Raw genomic sequence first — 18,197 nt, 5'->3', positions numbered from 1 at the left:
TATGTCGTCATTGCTAAAAAAAATCGGATGGACACTAACAGCAGCGGCTATACTCTATGGAGCATGGCTGATGCTGTTACTCACCCTCCCATATACTGCTTTTGAAAAATATACCGACTTCCTTATCACCAAACAAAGAGTATATCCTATCCGCCACTGGCGCATTAGTTTTTACCTCCATGTTTTTGTAAGTATCTCCGTACTGATTACCGGCTTGTTGCAATTCAGCAAATACCTGCTGGATAAATATCCCCGGCTTCACCGCAACAGCGGAAAAATTTATGCGATCGTAGTTATCTTCCTGAGCGGCCCTTCCGGGTTAGTCATGGGATTTTATGCCAACGGCGGAATCTATGCACGTGTCAGTTTTGTATTGTTATCCCTGTTATGGATCTTTTTTACTGCAATGGGCTGGAGAACGGCTATGCAGGCTCGTTGGCCGGAACACATCACCTGGATGCTACGTAGTTACGCACTAACTTTATCTGCACTTACCCTTCGGCTTTATGCTTTACTACTGGGACTAATGCACATGCCGCTCAGACCTGTAACTGCTTACATCACTATCTCCTGGTTAAGCTGGACGGTTAACTTGTTGTTGGCAGAATTATTATTGAAGCGGGTATTAATAAAAAGGATGGGAATAAAAACTGCGGTATCTCCGGATGGAAACACCGCAGCTATATAAGTTTAACTAGCGGTTAAGGGCCAGCTGTTGTGTTTTCGGTGTAAAATGACCATCGTCCGTAATCGTAAAGTTGGTTCTTTTAGTTTCTGTTCTTGACTTTTCGGGATTGTTCACAAAGCCATTTTCAGCGGGGTTTTTCTCATACTCAATATGATATTCGGTCACTTCAAACTCACTGTTACCCGCTATTTTCAAAAGGCGATAGGGATCTTCAATCAGCCTGTTTCCTGATACCAGCATTTTGTCGATCAGCTTTCCACCGTTATCATAGCTCACCATGAAATAATAAGCAGGTGCCGCTACTACTTCATCTGAATCATATACATCATCGCTTACGGCATATATCAGGGTTTTGAAAGCCTCCGCTTTTTTCACCAGTCCTACATAATAAAAATTACTACCTACGTCTCTTGAAAACTTGGAATCTCTCATTTCGGCTACGTACATTTCAAAGTCGTAAGGAATAAAGTTTTTGCCCAGCTGCCTTACATAGGCGGTGTCAATAGTGAGGGGTAGCGGCAATTGTTTGAACTGGCTGGAGAAGAGATTCCATTCTAATTTATCGGTATCCCCTGCCCCGCTAAAGGCGGCTATCACTTCTGACTTAAAATTATAATTGTCCCTGAAGTAAGACAGATCGGGATCACTCATGATATTCTTCATGTTGCTATATCCAAATTCAATGGCTGCCAGCAGGCAATAGCGTGCGGAATCCACTTTTTCAGAAAGGGAGTACGCACAGGCTTTATTATACAGCAATTTGGATAATGGCTTGTAATCCAGTGCTTCTGCCATGTTATATGCCTGGATAGCGTCAGTTGTTTTGCGGAGATCCAGTAACGCATTCCCCAGTTCATAATAACTCTTTCCCTGTGGTTGCAGCAGAATGGATTTAACAAACTGATCAATACTTCCTTTGGGATTTTTCTTATTCCGATAAATATCAATGCCTTTCAGAAATTCTTTTTCTGCCGCATTGTTTTTCTCAGGGGTATTAGCAGCCACCCATTTTACCGAGTCGGCGTTATAGATGCTGGATAATGAAAGCTTTGCAGACTGGTCCGCCTTATTTCCTGTATGACAGGAGGCTAACAGTACACCAAATGCAAACAAAGGTATTAAGCGCATAAGGATAGAATTTGGGCTATAAAGATAGGGAGAAAAACTGCGTTTCTATCAAAACGGGAACCGGCCATGCAAAAGCATAGCCGGTGTTGAAATGATTGACTGTAACTTCCTTTTTATTGTGGGTGGAACAGCATGGCTGTACACAAGCAGTTTTTAAAGTTCTTGGCCGTCAGGATGGGATAGTTCACACAACTTTTACAGCCTTCCCAAAAGAGCGGGTCGTGTGGCAACTGATCATAAGTGACTGGCTCAAAGCCCAGCCTGCTGTTTAATTTCATCACTGGCAAGCCAGTGGTAATACTGAATATGTCGGCAGACGGATACATTATTCGGCTTAACTCGAATATTTTATTCTTGATGGCAGCAGCTACTTTCAGTTTCCGAAAGGCGGGTGCTACTATCAGTCCGCTGTTGGATACAAAATGGCCTTCTTCCCAGGCCTGTATATAGGAAAACCCTGCCCAGATACCATCTGCTGTAAAGGCGATCACCGCTTTTCCGTCCAGGATCTTTTTCCTGATAATGGCTGGATCCCTTTTGGCGATACCTGTGCCTCTTGCTTTAGCAGATGCTTCCATTTCTGCTACAATGGGCAGCGCAAAATCTACGTCCATGGCGGTAGCCAGGCGAACGATTATTTCCTCATCTGTTTCCATTTCCTGTGAGTTGATGTTGTATGTAAAGTGGATAAATTGCGTCTGGAATAAGCCCATAAAGGCGGATCCTGCTTATGGCATCTGTTAGCGGAACGCTGCAGAGCACTGGTAAAAACACACGGGTGATGGCCTCTTTTACCACCGCATTGCCCCGTTCATATAATTTCCCCGCCAGTTGCAAACAGGTGGCAGCCGCCTGGAAGTTTTGTTCCCTTAACTGCTGGTCGGTGTATTCACTGAAACAACTAACGGTTTCGTATATATGAAATGAAGCGGGGAACTGGTGCAGTGTTTTTCTCAATGCCGGTATTGCATCTTCGATACAGGCTGGTACTTCATATTGATTAATCATAGTTCATTGTTTTACACCTTGTGTAATAATTCAATCAGAATAGAAATCGTAATAACGCCGACAGCTATATAATACATCGCTCTATGATTTGGAACCGGCGGCTTTGGATATGCTCGCATTGTTGTTTCATTTCTTAGGGTATGCCAAATGCTATTCCATATTATAAACATGGAATGTTAAAACTTAGTACCCGCAAGGGTTTGCAAAGAAAATGTTAAAGACCGCCGGGGAGAGTTCCCTTAAAAAGTCTTCCGTTTTTGCAGGGTGTTTTCAAAAATAGTAATGGGTAAATAAAAAAGAGGTGACTTCCTGCATGGAAATCACCTCTTTCGGGAGAACAATAATATAGTTATGCCACCTGCGGTGACAGTGTTTCCGCTGGCTTTGCAACTGGTTTTACTTTCTTCTTTTTACGGGTTCTGTTGATCCACATAATGGTACCGGTAGTCGGGAAAATAGCGCCCAGTAAGGCCAGGCAGAGCGCAAATATTTTAGATGGTGTGCCAAAGATGGCGCCGGTATGCAACGGCTTAATGGTGCCCCGGATTTTTTGTCCCAGGTTTCTTTGGGCAAAAGTTTGCGACTGCAATACCTTTCCGCTAAACTGATCCAGGTAATACGTAGTGGTAGCTGCTTCCTGGAAAGCATCTGCTGGCAGCAGGCTTACCATAAAGGATGCGGTACTGTCTTTCGGCGCGGCCAGGGAATAAAATATCGCGTTCGGTACCTGTTGCTTTACGGTAGCCAGGGCTGCCTCATACGAGATATGCTGGTGGGTTACTTCCGCTACCGGTACAGACGCCGGCGCTGCCATTGGCTTGGGAGAAGTACCCAGTGCTGCATAAAAGCCGTTGCTGAACCACTCATACGACCATGTTAAGCCCGTAAAAGCGGATACAAACAGGAAGATAGATGCATAGAAACCCAATACCACATGCAAGTCATGCGTCAAACGTTTCCAGCCGCCGTCCCATTTTACTTTCACCCGTTGCTTTAAAATATTCCTTGTTTTAGGCCACCAGAGAATGATACCGGTGATCAGGATGAATAAAAATATCAGGGTGCTGGCGCCTGTGATGGCTTTACCGGTAGGTCCGGCCAGCAGCCAGCGATGCAGGGAAAATACCTGGTAATAAAATGTTTTGGAGTAACTATATAACTCTACCACCTTGCCGGTATAGGGGTTTACGAAGGCGGTCCGTCCTCCTTTATCTTTCCTGGGTGCGCTGCCCTCCTTTTTATCTTTCTGAACAGCCGCGGAAGCTCCTTTTTCAGCGGCGTTCTTCTCTCCTTTTGCTTCGCCTTTACCTTCCTTTTTTCCTCCTTTCTTCCCCTCTTCCAACTGTACCTGCAGCGTCTTGCCGGGATCTGCGAAAAGCTGTATCCGCGCAATGCGGGCGCCTGGTACCTGTTGCTGCACCATTTCGGCTACTTTGTCCAATGGCAACCGTTCGCCGGCTGGTTGTACATAGTAGCGGTCGTGATTAAACATTTCTGTTAACTCTTTTTCAAAAACCAGTAACGCACCAGTCAGGCAACTGATGGTGATTACCAGGCCGGCAGCGAGGCCCAGGTATAAGTGAATGCGTCTAAAAAAAACTTTCATATCCAAGTGGGTAGTGGTGCAAAGAAACTACGCGCGCGGGGTATTGGTAGCTCGAAACCGGAAAATGATTTATCTAATGCGGAATTTCCGCTAAACCCCGGCGGGCATAGGGCATAAAAAGGCGCCCCCACTTTCTGCAGAGGCGCCGTTTTACATTATATAAATATATTACATCAAACCGCCCAACATTCCGCCGGCAGCATTCTTCATTTCAGCTTCCCAGGAGTTTTCTGCATCTTTCAGTGCACGATTTAATGCAGAAAGCAGCAAATCTTCCATTTCTTCCTTATTTTCCGGTGCAAACAGGTGTTCAGCAATATCAATGCTTTTCACCTGGCGATTACCATCTACTGTTACTTTTACAGCACCATCTCCGGCTTCTCCGGATAAAGTTATTGTAGCCAAACGCGCTTTTCCTTCCGCCATCTTTTGCTTGATCTGCGTCAGCTTTCCAAGTATATCAAACATGTTTCGTGTGTTTTATAAGAATGGCAAATATAATATTTTCCGCCTTCGGCAGAAGAAATTGTCTCCTAACCTATTGCGCCACAAATATTAATACTATTCAATATACAAAACAGGGCAAGCAACAATTACGTATCTTACCGGCACATAACCATATATTATTATAACCGGATGAAGACAAAAGTTTGTATTATAGGAGCAGGTCCCGGTGGTGCCACCGCAGCCCTGCAACTGGCCCAGCTTGGCATTGAGTGCATAGTAGTAGATAAGGCAGTATTTCCCAGAGATAAGGTTTGTGGAGATGGACTAAGTGGTAAAGTATTGACATTGCTCGAACGCATTGATAAAGGCATCGGACAACGCTTACAGCAAGCCATGTTCAAAATGGATAGCTGGGGCGTCACTTTCGTAGCGCCCAACCGCATTGGTATGGACATCCCCTACCGCCTGAACTATCAGCAGGATATGAGCAATCCGCGCGGATTTGTGTGCAAACGCATCGACTTCGATAACTTCCTGGTAGACGAAATAAAACGCCGCTCTGAAATTCGTTTATTCGAAGGCGTGAGCATCGATAAATATGAACTCCAGCCAGATGGCTACCTGCTGTCCAGCAAAGACGGCTCCTTCCAGGTAAAAGCGGATATCGTAATTGTGGCCAACGGTGCCCACTCCGGCTTTACCAAAGATGTAGCCGGCATTAAAATGGAACCGGAACACTATGTAGCCGGCATCCGCGCCTACTACAAAGGCATCACCGGCTTACATACCGACGCGTTCATTGAACTACACTTCCTGAAGAATATGCTTCCGGGTTACCTGTGGATATTCCCGCTCCCCAATGGCGAAGCCAACGTGGGCGTAGGTATGCTCAGTAATTCCGCCCGCAATAAAAAGGTGAACCTGAAACAGCTGATGCTGGATACCCTGGCCACCGACCCTGTGATGAAAGAACGTTTTGCCAACGCAGAACTGGTTGGAACTATCGATGGTTATGGTCTTCCCCTGGGTAGTAAAAAAAGAAAATTACACGGCGAACGCTACATGCTGGTAGGTGATGCCGGTTACCTGATTGATCCTTTTACGGGAGAAGGAATAGGCAACGCGCTTTACTCAGGTAGATTTGCCGCCCAGCAAGCCGCTGCTGCTATTGCTGCCAACGATTATTCAGATAAATTCTTTGAAGCCTACGATAACGACGTATATCGCATCCTGGGCCCGGAACTACAGGTCAGCACCAAACTGCAGAAACTCATTAAATATCCATGGCTATTTAACCTGCTGATGAAAATGGGTTCCCGCAACAAACAATTAAAAGATCTGATGTCATGTATGTTCCATGAAGTAGATTTGCGCAAGAAACTGGGCAAACCTATGTTCTACGTAAAATTGTTATTTAACAGATAAACACATTTTCCCGAAGTGAAATTCCTCAGCCAATTATCCATCATCGTATTCACCTCATTGACTATGAGCGCACAAATACAACCGGCAGCTACCCGCCTTACACCTGAAATCGCTAACAAACTGGCGGAACTGCCCCTGAAATGCCTGGACCTGGAATTTCCTTACAAAACGGGCATTGTGTTTACAGATAGCTCGCTGCTCACTGCGCCCAAAAATTATCACCCGGCTTTTTACGGTTGCTTCGACTGGCACAGCAGTGTACACGGGCACTGGATGCTGGTACGCCTCTTAAAGTCTTACCCGGATCTGGCCAAAGCTGGTACCATCAGAAGCAAACTGGCCGCACATCTATCTGCCGAAAACATAAAAATCGAACAACAACTGTTCAGCACCGCTGATAACAAAAGCTTTGAACGCATCTACGGCTGGAGCTGGCTGCTGCAGTTGCAAAACGAATTACTCACCTGGAATGACCCGCTGGGCAAGGAATTGAGCGGACACCTGCAACCGCTGGCTACGCAATTTTCCACGGCTTACATCCAGTTCCTGGATAAAATCATGTACCCAATCCGGGTGGGCGAACATACTAACCTTGCATTCGGATTATGCCTCGCCTGGGATTACGCCATCACCGCCAAAGATGCCGCACTCCAAAAAGCGATACACGACGCTGCGATGCGCTTCTATGCTGCAGATAAAAATGCACCTGTTACCTGGGAACCCGGCGGATACGATTTCCTGTCGCCCAGCCTGGAAGAAGCGGACCTCATGCGCCGCGTAATGCCGCAACCCGACTACCGGAAATGGTTATACGCATTTTTACCCGGCCTGTTTGAAAACAAGATAAGTATCCTGCAGGTAGCGCAGGTAAAAGACCGTACCGACGGTAAGCTGGTACATCTCGATGGCCTCAACCTGAGTCGTACCTGGTGTTTGGAAGCCATCGCCGAACATGGCGGCAAAAATGAAGCAGCCATCCGGCAACTCGCGCATCAGCACATGGAAGCAGGACTGCAACAGGTTTTCAGCGGCAACTACGCCGGGGAACACTGGCTCGCCTCTTTTGCTGTTTATATGCTAACTGTCGGAAAACAACCGTAATTTCCCTACTGATACTTATTATCCCAGTTAAAGCTATAGTTCTGTCCGAAAGGAATATCAACCAACGCAATGATGCGCCCTAATACTGCCCTCGCCTTGAAATCAATATTATCAATATTGTTGATGATATCGTTCTTCATCGCATCTGCCCAGAAGGTCAATACCAGCCCCACTCCGGCATGGCTGGTACCCTATTCCCCGGACCTGACGAAAAAGCCCAATGCTAAAAATATCAGCGATGGCTACTATTTGCTATTACTGGAAGAACAAAGACAGGTAGAACTGAAAAGCACTTACCAACACTTCATCCGCCAAATCGTTTCGGAAGCCGGCATTCAAAATGGTTCCGAAATTTCAGTGGACTACGACCCACAATACGAAAAGCTCTCCTTCCATAAAATAGTGATCCACCGCGATGGCAAGGAAATCAACCGCCTGCCGGATGCGGCTTTCAAGCTTTTACAGAAAGAACAGGACCTCTCCCGCTTTATTTATAGTGGCATTTACACCGCGTGGCTCGTTTTAGAAGATGTGAGAAAAGGAGATCAGATTGAGTACGCCTACTCCATCACCGGCGACAACCCCATATTTAACGGGAAACTCGACAGCCGCATTTATTTTGTGGCCTATGAACCCATCGTTAACTACTATAAAAACCTGATCGTAAGCCCCCAACGGCCCATCCGGTTTAAGTTATACAATAACGCTACCACACCTGTTCAAAAAAACCGGAACGGTTTAAATGTATATGAGTGGAGCCATGTAGAGGTGCTGGAGCCAGAAAACAACAACTATGTTCCTTCCTGGTACAATCCCTTTGCACGTGTGCAGGTGAGTCAGTACAGCTCCTGGAAAGAAGTAGCCGACTGGGCCCGGAAAATCAATACCATGCCCTCTCCAGGTCCGGCTTTGACCCAAAAAATTGCCGCACTCAAAAAAGCCGCCAAGGGTAATAAAAACACCTACCTGCTGCAAACTTTACGATTTGTACAAGATGATATTCGGTACATGGGCATTGAAATGGGGGAATATTCCCATCGTCCCAATGTGCCAGACCGGGTGCTGACACAGCGCTTCGGCGATTGTAAAGACAAGGCCCTCTTACTTTGTACCATGCTTCGGGCCAATGGCATCACCGCTAATATGGCCTATGTGAACACGGATAACAAAGGTACCGTAACAGACGCTCTGCCCTCTCCCAATGCCTTTAACCATGCTATTGTACAGGTAATCCTGGATAATAAAACCTATTGGCTGGATGGTACCTTATCGTATCAGCGCGGTACGCTGGCGGACTTTTGCGAACCGGATTATCAGCAGGCATTGGTTATTACTGATACTACTACTCAACTCACGCCTATCATTCCCACTACCCGCGGCAGCATTGTGGTACGTGAAACCTTTACCCTTCCCGACAATGAAAATAAAGATGGCAGCCTGCAGGTGCAAACGGCCTATCACCGGGATGCTGCAGATGCCCAACGTGCAGACCTGGCTGGCACCAGCATGAAGGATAAAGAAAAATCTTATCTCAACTATTATAAAAAACTATATGGAGATGTAGCTATCAGGGATTCCATCAATACCCAGGACTCCGGCAATGTGATCCATATCCGGGAAAGCTACCTGATTCATAACCTGTGGAAACGGGACAGTGTTAGCAATAAACTCTTGTTTTCCACCAATGCACAGTCATTTTATGATGTGTTGTCTTTTGTATCCGACGACAAGCGAAAAGTGCCGGTAACACTGCGTTACCCATATGATCTCGATTATCAGCTGATCCTGCTTACCCCTATTGAATGGTCGCTGGATCAAACGCCGGTGCATATTCAGAATGACTACTACACATTCGACTATACGGCTTCTAAGCGCGGGAATGTAGTTACCCTGAGTTATCGCTTTAAAACCTTTAGTGATCATGTGCCGGTGAAATTCATTCCGCAATACATAAAAGACCTCAAGCGAATGAATGAAATCACCTCATTGGATTTAACCTGGAAGCCGGATCTGACGCCCATTCATAGTCCACGCGGCGTGCGTGGCAACTGGCTGGCCATCATACTGGCGCTGCTATTTGCAGGCGTATTTGCCTATCTCGCCACCGTTTATTATAAACACTCTGTAACACCTCCCCATGAAGTTCCTTCGGCGATTCCTATTGGCGGAGGATTGGCCCTGCTGGCCATTGGATTGATATTCAGCCCTATGGGAGAACTGATGGCAGTTTGTAAAATGACGGTGTTTGACTATTCTTCCTGGATAGAAGTATCGGCCCGGAAAGACCTTGGCAACATCACACTGGTACAACTTTTCCTGATGATGGAAATGATAATCAGTGTGTTCCTCCTTGCCTACAGTGTGCTACTGGCGGTGCTGTTCTTTAACAGGCGGGATACTTTTCCTTTTGCCCTCGCCACTTACTATTTTATTTCAACGATATTTATTTATGCCGATAATACTATCAGCAACTACTACTTTCACACACATCAGCCGGAAACTATTTTCAGCATGAACTCTATCCTGTGGCCGCTGCTACGTATGGCTATCTGGGTGCCATACCTGCTTACATCAGAGCGGGCAAAAACCACGTTTGTTGTGCCCTATCAGGCGGAACGTGAGTCTTAAATAGCGTTTACATATTTGCACACCGTTACCAGGTTAACAATATATACCAATGCCAGTACTGATAAAGTACCCGCCAATACGGGTATGCCAGGCCAGGTACTCACCTGCATCTGATGTGTAGCCAATGTGGCGGATGCCCAGTATTGCAATCCGGTTACGATGAGCAATGATAAAATACCTATAATAATATAGACGGGAACAAATTGTTTAAGGAGGTAACGTTGCAGTTGCCCGGGCGCAGTGCCTAATATCACCAGCAACTGAATTTCCCGCTTGCAGGAGGCGATAACCAGCTGTATAAACATGCTGAACACCAGCAAGGCAAAGAACAATAATATTAACCCGAAAAATCCCACTACGGATACAATGGTTTGTACAATGAGCCTGGTTTTGCTGAATTTCAGCTTATCCTGGTTAGTGGTGTAGCCATTGTCTTTCAGAAACTTCACCAGCGCAGGATTAGAGGGATCCGGCGTTTTTATAATCACCCTGGAGGTACCTGTTACTGTACCGGTACCATATTTTGCGTTGGCCCAGGACATAAAAGAAGCTGGCACCAGGAAAGAAGAGATACGGTCGGAAAAGCCCACCACGTGGCCCATATAAGGATCGGCCACCAGGTTGTTGGAAATACTTACCTGCAAGGGCAATGCTTTCACTGTTTCCTGCGAGATCTGCGGCAGGTCCTGGCTCAGCGAAAATCCAAAGTTATAGAGGTTGAGGAAGTCGTTCGGTAAAATAATAGGAATGGTGCGATCACCGGCACTCCATTTCCAGTCTTCATTTTTCACATCCAAAAAGCTATCCGGCACAGCTTCAAAAAACATATCTGTGGCGAAATGCAGGTCGCCGGGTGCTTGTATAACTACTTTATACTGGCTGGAGGTAACTAACCCAAAGGCCTGTACGAAAGGCTGTTGTTTGATGGTGGCTATTTCTTCCGGGGTAAAAATACTTTTGGCGGATTGTCCCATCATGGCGTTAGTGATGGTTTTGTTGATCACCAGGAAATCGGCCGTTTCATTTTGATTTTTGGAGCTATAGAGTAACTGGGTAAAGTTGGTATGTGCCTGAATGGCAATGAGGATCAACAACATAGCGATGCCGAGTCCCACGGCAGCCATGAAGAAGCGGCTTTTGCCGACTCCGGTTTGAATGATTTTCTTCAGTAAGTCAAAAAATGGACGCATGAAACAACATTAAAGGTGGTAATGCACATCATAAGTGAAGTGCTGATCATTATCCAGGTCTGTTAAAATAAATCCAGCATTGCGGGCTTTGCATTCTTCTGCAATAAGAGCGGCGGCACGTTGGGTATTCTCTTCATCCAGGTGGCTGAAGGGTTCATCCATAAAGAGCCACTGGAAAGGTTGGGCCAGCGCCCTGATAATCGCGATACGCTGCCGTTCGCCATAAGAAAGGGTGCTGCCACTTTGTTCCAGTATATGCGATACCTGGAGCCTGGCTGCCATTTCATTTATTTTTTCCACCGGGTAATATGGCCTGGATTGCATTACATTTTTCAGGGAAATATTTTCACGGGCCGTGAGCTGTTCAAACAGGCGCAGATCCTGGAATACAACGCTTACTTCCTGCTGGCGCATGAGGGCCAGCTCATTCTTATTATAGTCCTGCCAGGGCTTTCCATTGATCTGTACTTTTCCCGTATAGTCGTAACGGATATGATACAGGTAGTGGATCAGGGTTGTTTTACCGGTGCCTGATGGCGCTTTTATTTTCACCCAACTGCCTGGCTTAAAAGTAACATCCTGGTTCCAGATGTCCGACGACCGTTGCCGGAGCTTGTCCTGCAAGGGAATGGGCATCAGGTGATTGAGCTGAATCTGCATAGTGGCATTTCCTTTTAAACGAAAGCGAATATATTGATAAATTTCACGCCAGGGGTGTAAAGAAAACAAGGGCGCAGTGGAAATTCCCTGCGCCCTTGCATGTTTTATGGATAAAAAGATTAGTGAGCTGGTTCTGCGTTCGCTGCTGGCATAGCAGTATCTACAGGTGCTGCAAAGAGGCTGTCTTCATAAGCCTTTTCCTTTGCTTTCTTTGCCTGCATTACTTTAACGGTTTCTGTACCGAGGTTTACCAGTTGTACAAGGCTGTTCTGATCTTTATTTTTAAAGTTCAGTACGGCTTCTGCGTGCTGTACATCTCCACCTTCGTTTTTACTTACTACGGTGAAGTCTTTGAACAGGTCTTTTACTTTTTTCAGGACATCTTTCTCTTCCGCTCCATCCACTTTATCTTCCGGTACAACGGCGATGATTTTTTCCAGGTTAGCATAGCCACCCAGCATGCTACCTTTTATTTTGCCTTCGATGCCTTCCGGTAATTTGGCACTACCTTTTCCGGCCAGGTATTGTTGCAGCAGTACGCTGTCGGAGCCGAGGGTAATAAACTTATCGGTGATAGACATAGCTGGCATAGTAGCCGCCGTGAATGGATTAGCAGGTACATAATGATCTCCTTCGCGGGTAAATACGTCTTTTAACATTGGAGAGGTCATTACTTTATTGAATGCGTCCTTATTACCTACTTTCAGGTTGAATATCCATTTAGAAGTGGGTGTTTCATAGAACTCGCCGGGAGAGTAAGTCATTTCTTTCTTAGTCATGGCGAAGTCGGAGGCAACATATACCAGTTGACCGTCGAAAGCATTCAGGATATCATCCATGCTTAAGCCGGATTTGCCGGAGATTGCCATATTTACCACACCATCCAGACCGGTAGCCTTGATAATTTCACCGATCATATGAAAATCGAACGCATAAGAGATGAAACCTGTGATGTTGTCAGAAGGATATTTTCTCAACATATCCAGGTCGATTTCTTTTTTGCCGTATTTTTTATAGATCGCAGCAATTTCTTTACCCAGGTAGGTATTACTGTTGAAAAGCATTTTGCCGTTCTGGAAGTCAACAGTACCGGTGTAGAAGGTGCCTTCCATGAGTTTTTTCACGTTAGCCGGGATCATGGTAAACTGGCCGCTATTATAGATAGCTTCCGGGTTTACGAAAATGCCTGCGTCTGCGTTTTCTTTCAGCAATTTGGCGAATGGTTCGATGGAGCCGGCTGACTCTTCTTTTTTCAGGTGGAAGAGGTGGTCTACTTCAGCAACCCACATTTTCATGTCGGCATCATCTTCAGTGGCTCTGAGGGCAACCGGTGTAACAGTGGCAGCGTCAACAGGTGTTGCCGTAGAGTCAGCATCCTGTCCTCCGTCAACGGGATCATCCTGGTTGTTGTTACCAGGCACATAACGCTCCAGGTTATTCGGATCAACGGCATTTACATAAATCACGGTGGATTTAGTCCAGCCTACTATAGCGTGCTGTTTGGCAATCCAGATGTATTTAAAGTCATTTTGTGTTTTCAGTGAGAAGTTTTCCACTGTTTTTTTCAGGTAGGCCTCAAATTTGTCGGCATCTTTCAGGGTAGCAGTACCAGATACATACGATTTATGTTCAGCAGGCTGGCCCTGGAAAACATAAGAAGCAAAGAAATGGCTTTGCAGGTCAATACCTGAATTTTCAGCATCTTTCCAGGCTTTCATCATCTCATTGGCAGTGTCTTTGCTCTGGGTGGCCTCAAACAGTTTGTCTACAGTAATGCCGTTAGTCACCAGTTTGGTGGTCAGTTGTTTGGCATTGAGGTCAATAATCAAACCGGCTGTTTTCGGAATATAGCGGCTCTCATCTGGGGTTTTAGAGCACGAAGACAGGATAACCGCTGCGGAAACAGCTGTTAACAACACTTTGGAAATTGTTCTTTTCATAAAAGATATAAAAATTAAAAAAATGATTCGGAGCTACACGAGATCTAACAATACATTCCCACTATCGTGGTATTTCATTCGTGCAAAAGTACGTATATTTTTGTAGCGCATATGTCCTATTTTCCCAGGCAGCATACAATAATTCCTGACTGATTAAGTTTATACCTTTGCTACTAACTATGAAACTATTACTAAAAACCATAGAAAAACCATTATGTTCCTGATTATGTTACAATACATACGGCCTGTGGCGGCGGTAGAGCACTTCATGGAGGCCCATACTGCCTTCCTTCAAAAGCATTATGAAAGTGGGCGATTTATTTTATCAGGGAGACGGAAACCCAGATCTGGCGCCGTTATTCTTTGTAATGCTTCCAGTCGGAAGGAGGTAGAAGAGATTATGAGCGAAGATCCACTTGAAAAATACCAACTGGCTCTTTACGAGATCATAGAATTTGAGCCAACAATGTATGCCAACCCGCAGGAGAAATAGTCTTTCCGCCTTGTAATGCCTTGCCAACCGCTTACACTTCTTTATTTCCGGATAATTACTTCATAAAGTAGATGACCTTCGTGAGCCATTTGCTACTATCCTTTTCTTTGCCCGGATCTGTTACATACATCTCTATAGTGGGTGGCATTATTTGCCTTCCCTTATCTGCAATGAACTTTTGAATAGCCACGTGTGCGTTGGCTATGTTACTATAAGGCCCGTAGAAGTCGGCATATGCTGCTTGGGCTGCGGGTAGTTTAATAATTTCATACCCGCCGGCGGCTTTACTGCCTTCTGGTACTGGTATTGCTGCGGCCATATCTGTTTGTTGCCGTTTTTTATCCCAACTGAAAAAGATGCCACAGGGCACTCCTGGCTGTAATTTAGCCACTGCCTGGTAAATCGTGGGCAGGTTCTTGCGGTAATAGTCTGTAATCCTGCTCATCGGGATGGTTTTTCGTACAGCCGCATACGTGGTGGCGGGAAAGTTCATTTCCCGGACGGTGACATCGATGCCATTAGGCGTGCCGGGGCCTTTGACCTCTGCTTCCGCCATACTTTTCAGATTGCGGAGGCCCTGGTCAAAATCCTTCTCCAGCGCGCTTTTCATAAACAGCGTCATTACATTTTGTGGACGTTTATAGCGGGTATCAAAGCCCCAGGTTACTTTTGTTTTGCCGGCAGCCTCTGATAAATGAAAGTACACATCCGACTCTGAGGGAAAAGGGGTAATAAATGTGAGCTTCTGGGTAACAGACTTGTAGGTGTCCATTGATAAATGCTGGAGCTTCCCCTCCCCGATTTTACTTCCTTTCCAGGAATCTGTAGCGCCAATAGTACCATCATCGCCGGTAACGGTGAAGCGGGCCGTAGAATCCATCTGTTTCCAGTTGTTCCACTCATTAAATTTCCCGAATCTGATAATATCGTTCCAAACAATAGCTGCTGGTGCGTTAATCTCTACAGTGCGTTCCACGTGCATGGCTGTGGGTGCAAAAAAGATTAATGCAATCAGAATAAACAGCATGATTCCTAAGATCCAGGCGAGTGTTTTAAGTACTTTCATAATGGTCGGGGGTTGATGATAATAAAAATACGTTTTTTTATTGTTCAACCGACACATCACGTTGGCAATCAGGCAGAAGAATGTTGGCTACTCGTACGCTTTATCGTTGGCTTTGTCCTGTTGGTATTGCTCATTTGCTTCCTGTGCTTTTTCAAAGTCCAGGATCACTGAGTTAATACAGTAACGAAGTCCTGTTGGCGGAGGTCCATCGTCGAAAACATGTCCCAGGTGCGATTTACAGCGGCCACATAATACCTCTGTCCGGTGCATGCCATGAGTATTGTCTGGCGCATAAATGACACTGGTTTTGGTTAGTGGCTGAAAAAAGCTGGGCCATCCGCAGCTGCTTTCGAATTTGGCATCGGACACAAACAAAGGATTTCCACAGGCAGCACAGTAATAAGTACCACTTTCTTTACTGTTCCAATACTTTCCGGTGAACGCCCATTCTGTTCCTTTTTCCCTGGCAATGTTAAAAACCTCCTTTGGTAGTACTTCCTTCCATTCTTCGTCTGTAAGATTTACTTTACTGGCATCTGTTCGGGAGTAAATTCCTCCCTTCTTTTTTCCATCTTCCATTGATTTCTATTTTTCAACCCTTATCGGGCAAGTATGGTTGGGTAACCTTGATAGAGATATTCAAAATTATTCGATTCCATAGGTATATATGTAAAGTTTTGATTCGTTAACTTCTCATTAACACTATCATTGTGAATTTGTCAGTCAGCTGTCGCGCAAAAAATATCTCTACTAAAATTACGTATGAACATGCATAATGGATTGTTATTTCCTGCAAATCAACCGGGTATTTCACAAAACAGTGGGTTTTTTGTTTAAAACTGTCTGATAATCACCGATGAGCAACTGCATAGAAATTGTTAACTTTACCGCAAAAGGCTAGTAAGTGGCGGATATCATCAATTTATTACCAGACAATATAGCGAATCAGATAGCTGCAGGAGAAGTGATACAAAGACCGGCATCAGCGGTAAAGGAATTACTGGAAAATGCAGTGGATGCAGGCGCTACGGAGATTCAGCTGATCATAAAAGATGCCGGCAAAGAGTTAGTGCAGGTAATTGATAATGGCGGCGGTATGAGCGAAACGGATGCCCGGATGTGCTTTGAACGCCATGCTACCTCAAAAATACAATCCATCGACGATCTTTTCCAGATCACCACTATGGGATTCAGGGGTGAAGCCCTGGCCTCCATTGCGGCCGTATCCCAGGTTGAACTTAAAACCCGGAAAAAAGGCGCAGCAGTAGGCACCTACGTGGAAATCGACAATAGCTTCGTGAAAAAGCAGGAGCCCTGCCAAACAGCAGAGGGTACCAGCATTGCCATGAAAAATCTCTTCTTCAATGTGCCCGCCCGCAGAAACTTCCTCAAAAGTAATGCGGCCGAAATGAGGCATATTGTAGATGAGTTCATCCGCGTGGCCATGTCCTTCCCCCAGCTGCAGTTTTCACTCACCAGCAACAATCAACAGCTGTTCCACCTGGAAAAAGGATCGCTTAAACAGCGCATCGTTGCCATCCTGGGACAACATTATAACGCCCGCCTCGTCAGCGTAAAGGAAACTACTGATTACATGAATGTGTATGGATTTGTAGGTAAACCCGAAACTGCCAAGAAAACCAGGGGCGATCAATTCTTTTTCGTCAATAACCGCTTCATCAAAAGTTCTTACCTGAACCATGCAGTCATGAATGCCTTCGCCGATATTATCCCGGCAGACGGATTCCCCCTGTATGTGCTGTTTATTGATGTAAACCCTGAGCATGTCGACATCAACGTACATCCTACCAAACAGGAAATTAAGTTCGATGACGAAAAACTCATGTATGCTTTTGTACAATCGGCCGTGAAACACTCCCTGGCCCAGTTTAGCATTACCGCTACGCTGGACTTCGACCTCGATCCCAGCATCCAGGCCCTCGATGCCGTGAGTAAACCATTCACCGCCCAACAACAGAATGAGTCGACTCAAAGCCCCCTGTATAAGTCCTTTACACAGGCCAACCAGGCTCATATGATCGACAAAAGCAGCAATAGCAGCAACCTAAGGCACTGGAAAGACTTATACGAAACCAATAGCAGTAACAACGACAGCTATAGTGATAGCACCTATACGGCCGGGCAAACACCGGAAACCCGCCCTGCTGTTACGTATGAAAGTCAGCCCCATGCCACTGCTTCCGTAATTGATGAACGCTGGCAGGATACCGCCACTGATCAGAAAGTACCGGTACAGATCCAGCAACAGTATATTTTATCCCAGATAAAATCGGGTTTTATATTAATAGATCAACAGGCCGCCCATGAAAGAATCCTCTATGAACGCTACCAACGCGCCTTAGTGGAAGCTCCCATGGCTACCCAGCAAAGCCTCTTCCCACAAACCCTGCAACTTCCGCCGGCAGATGCAGCCCTGGTAAGTGAAATGCTCGGCGACCTGCAAACCCTGGGCTATGACCTCGAGCCATTTGGCAACAATACCTTCATTATCCGTGGTACCCCCGCCGATATCCAGAATGGTAACAACCAGGCCACCATTGAAAACCTGCTGGAACAATTCAAAAACTTTAGCCATGAGCTGAAAGTAAATACCCGGGAACAGCTCATCCGCTCTATGGCACGCAATAATGCCATCCCTGCCGGAAAAATACTGGCTGCCCGCGAAATGCAGAATATTATCGATGAACTGTTTGCCTGCAGCATGCCAAACGTGGCGCCAGGCGGCAAATTCACCTTCATATCATTTAAACTCACTGACCTTGCGCGCATGTTTGAACGCGGCAACTAAGCGGAGAC

Annotated in this window: 17 protein-coding genes; 6 read left to right on the top strand and 11 right to left on the bottom strand. The window is 45.8% G+C overall.

Annotated elements, in window-relative coordinates; translation table 11 throughout:
• The first annotated feature begins 10 nt into the window (after positions 1-10).
• Positions 11-688 (top strand): DUF2306 domain-containing protein, encoded by a 678-nt coding sequence (locus tag J7623_RS00935; protein WP_291916148.1) that lies wholly within the window; start codon positions 11-13, stop codon positions 686-688.
• A gap of 6 nt (positions 689-694) precedes the next feature.
• Here J7623_RS00935 and J7623_RS00930 read toward each other — a convergent pair whose 3' ends face one another.
• From J7623_RS00930 to J7623_RS00910, 5 genes are all read right to left on the bottom strand, one after another.
• A complete protein-coding gene (locus J7623_RS00930; protein WP_291916145.1) occupies positions 695-1,816 on the bottom strand; it encodes a hypothetical protein in 1,122 nt (373 codons plus the stop codon).
• A gap of 113 nt (positions 1,817-1,929) precedes the next feature.
• Positions 1,930-2,472: an N-acetyltransferase gene (locus J7623_RS00925; protein WP_291916143.1), complete on the bottom strand. Its 543-nt coding sequence runs from the start codon at positions 2,470-2,472 to the stop codon at positions 1,930-1,932.
• Positions 2,459-2,824 carry a hypothetical protein gene (locus tag J7623_RS00920; RefSeq protein ID WP_291916141.1) on the bottom strand — a complete coding sequence of 122 codons (366 nt, stop codon included), beginning with the start codon at positions 2,822-2,824 and terminating at the stop codon, positions 2,459-2,461. The genes J7623_RS00925 and J7623_RS00920 overlap by 14 nt, the downstream gene beginning before the upstream one ends.
• 349 nt (positions 2,825-3,173) lie before the next feature.
• Positions 3,174-4,430 (bottom strand): PepSY-associated TM helix domain-containing protein, encoded by a 1,257-nt coding sequence (locus J7623_RS00915; RefSeq protein ID WP_291916138.1) that lies wholly within the window; start codon positions 4,428-4,430, stop codon positions 3,174-3,176.
• A 168-nt stretch (positions 4,431-4,598) separates the two neighbouring features.
• Positions 4,599-4,898, bottom strand: a complete 300-nt coding sequence (locus J7623_RS00910; RefSeq protein WP_291916135.1) for a YbaB/EbfC family nucleoid-associated protein — start codon at positions 4,896-4,898, stop codon at positions 4,599-4,601.
• 168 nt (positions 4,899-5,066) lie between these two features.
• On the opposite strand from J7623_RS00910, the gene J7623_RS00905 reads away from it, so the two are divergent.
• Both J7623_RS00905 and J7623_RS00900 read left to right on the top strand, forming a co-directional pair.
• Positions 5,067-6,302, top strand: a complete 1,236-nt coding sequence (locus J7623_RS00905; protein WP_291916132.1) for an NAD(P)/FAD-dependent oxidoreductase — start codon at positions 5,067-5,069, stop codon at positions 6,300-6,302.
• Between the two features lie 15 nt (positions 6,303-6,317).
• Positions 6,318-7,403 carry a DUF2891 domain-containing protein gene (locus J7623_RS00900; RefSeq protein ID WP_291916128.1) on the top strand — a complete coding sequence of 362 codons (1,086 nt, stop codon included), beginning with the start codon at positions 6,318-6,320 and terminating at the stop codon, positions 7,401-7,403.
• Positions 7,404-7,408: 5 nt separating this feature from the next.
• Here the strand turns inward: J7623_RS00900 and J7623_RS00895 are convergent, their stop codons facing one another.
• Entirely contained in the window at positions 7,409-7,543 is a 135-nt protein-coding gene (locus tag J7623_RS00895) for a hypothetical protein (RefSeq protein ID WP_291916125.1), read from the bottom strand.
• Here J7623_RS00895 and J7623_RS00890 point away from each other — a divergent pair.
• Complete coding sequence (locus J7623_RS00890) at positions 7,527-10,031, top strand: DUF3857 domain-containing protein (protein WP_291916123.1); 2,505 nt, start codon at positions 7,527-7,529, stop codon at positions 10,029-10,031. The genes J7623_RS00895 and J7623_RS00890 overlap by 17 nt on opposite strands.
• On the opposite strand, the gene J7623_RS00885 is transcribed toward J7623_RS00890, so the two are convergent.
• The 3 genes from J7623_RS00885 to J7623_RS00875 all read right to left on the bottom strand — a co-directional run bounded on the left by J7623_RS00885 (position 10,028) and on the right by J7623_RS00875 (position 13,821).
• Positions 10,028-11,221, bottom strand: a complete 1,194-nt coding sequence (locus tag J7623_RS00885) for a hypothetical protein (RefSeq protein WP_291916121.1) — start codon at positions 11,219-11,221, stop codon at positions 10,028-10,030. The two genes, J7623_RS00890 and J7623_RS00885, sit on opposite strands and share 4 nt — an antisense overlap.
• Positions 11,222-11,230: 9 nt before the next feature.
• Positions 11,231-11,881: an ATP-binding cassette domain-containing protein gene (locus J7623_RS00880; protein WP_291916119.1), complete on the bottom strand. Its 651-nt coding sequence runs from the start codon at positions 11,879-11,881 to the stop codon at positions 11,231-11,233.
• Positions 11,882-12,000: 119 nt separating this feature from the next.
• Positions 12,001-13,821 carry a DUF4836 family protein gene (locus J7623_RS00875; protein WP_291916117.1) on the bottom strand — a complete coding sequence of 607 codons (1,821 nt, stop codon included), beginning with the start codon at positions 13,819-13,821 and terminating at the stop codon, positions 12,001-12,003.
• Between the two features lie 214 nt (positions 13,822-14,035).
• Between J7623_RS00875 and J7623_RS00870 the strand changes: the two genes are divergently transcribed.
• Positions 14,036-14,314, top strand: coding sequence for a YciI family protein (locus tag J7623_RS00870; RefSeq protein ID WP_366838024.1), 279 nt, complete (start codon positions 14,036-14,038; stop codon positions 14,312-14,314).
• 55 nt (positions 14,315-14,369) lie between these two features.
• On the opposite strand, the gene J7623_RS00865 is transcribed toward J7623_RS00870, so the two are convergent.
• Together J7623_RS00865 and msrB are read right to left on the bottom strand one after the other, a co-directional pair.
• Complete coding sequence (locus J7623_RS00865; RefSeq protein WP_291916115.1) at positions 14,370-15,380, bottom strand: GyrI-like domain-containing protein; 1,011 nt, start codon at positions 15,378-15,380, stop codon at positions 14,370-14,372.
• Between the two features lie 87 nt (positions 15,381-15,467).
• Positions 15,468-15,959, bottom strand: coding sequence for a peptide-methionine (R)-S-oxide reductase MsrB (gene msrB / locus J7623_RS00860; RefSeq protein ID WP_291916113.1), 492 nt, complete (start codon positions 15,957-15,959; stop codon positions 15,468-15,470).
• 325 nt (positions 15,960-16,284) lie between these two features.
• On the opposite strand from msrB, the gene mutL reads away from it, so the two are divergent.
• Positions 16,285-18,189, top strand: coding sequence for a DNA mismatch repair endonuclease MutL (mutL, locus tag J7623_RS00855; RefSeq protein WP_291916111.1), 1,905 nt, complete (start codon positions 16,285-16,287; stop codon positions 18,187-18,189).
• Positions 18,190-18,197: the final 8 nt, after the last annotated feature.

The organism is Chitinophaga sp., from assembly GCF_017745275.1.
GTDB lineage: Bacteria > Bacteroidota > Bacteroidia > Chitinophagales > Chitinophagaceae > Chitinophaga.
The sequence above is the reverse complement of the archived record's forward strand: the minus strand, read 5'-3'. Positions and strand labels throughout refer to the sequence as shown.

Bases quoted from the DNA above. Each gene is read 5' to 3' on its own strand.
- J7623_RS00930 (WP_291916145.1), bottom strand. From the start codon at position 1,816: ATGCGCTTAATACCTTTGTTTGCATTTGGTGTACTGTTAGCCTCCTGT.
- J7623_RS00925 (WP_291916143.1), bottom strand. From the start codon at position 2,472: ATGGAAACAGATGAGGAAATAATCGTTCGCCTGGCTACCGCCATGGAC.
- J7623_RS00920 (WP_291916141.1), bottom strand. From the start codon at position 2,824: ATGATTAATCAATATGAAGTACCAGCCTGTATCGAAGATGCAATACCG.
- J7623_RS00915 (WP_291916138.1), bottom strand. From the start codon at position 4,430: ATGAAAGTTTTTTTTAGACGCATTCACTTATACCTGGGCCTCGCTGCC.
- J7623_RS00910 (WP_291916135.1), bottom strand. From the start codon at position 4,898: ATGTTTGATATACTTGGAAAGCTGACGCAGATCAAGCAAAAGATGGCG.
- J7623_RS00905 (WP_291916132.1), top strand. From the start codon at position 5,067: ATGAAGACAAAAGTTTGTATTATAGGAGCAGGTCCCGGTGGTGCCACC.
- J7623_RS00890 (WP_291916123.1), top strand. From the start codon at position 7,527: ATGATATCGTTCTTCATCGCATCTGCCCAGAAGGTCAATACCAGCCCC.
- J7623_RS00895 (WP_291916125.1), bottom strand. From the start codon at position 7,543: ATGAAGAACGATATCATCAACAATATTGATAATATTGATTTCAAGGCG.
- J7623_RS00885 (WP_291916121.1), bottom strand. From the start codon at position 11,221: ATGCGTCCATTTTTTGACTTACTGAAGAAAATCATTCAAACCGGAGTC.
- J7623_RS00880 (WP_291916119.1), bottom strand. From the start codon at position 11,881: ATGCAGATTCAGCTCAATCACCTGATGCCCATTCCCTTGCAGGACAAG.
- J7623_RS00875 (WP_291916117.1), bottom strand. From the start codon at position 13,821: ATGAAAAGAACAATTTCCAAAGTGTTGTTAACAGCTGTTTCCGCAGCG.
- J7623_RS00870 (WP_366838024.1), top strand. From the start codon at position 14,036: ATGTTCCTGATTATGTTACAATACATACGGCCTGTGGCGGCGGTAGAG.
- J7623_RS00865 (WP_291916115.1), bottom strand. From the start codon at position 15,380: ATGAAAGTACTTAAAACACTCGCCTGGATCTTAGGAATCATGCTGTTT.
- msrB (WP_291916113.1), bottom strand. From the start codon at position 15,959: ATGGAAGATGGAAAAAAGAAGGGAGGAATTTACTCCCGAACAGATGCC.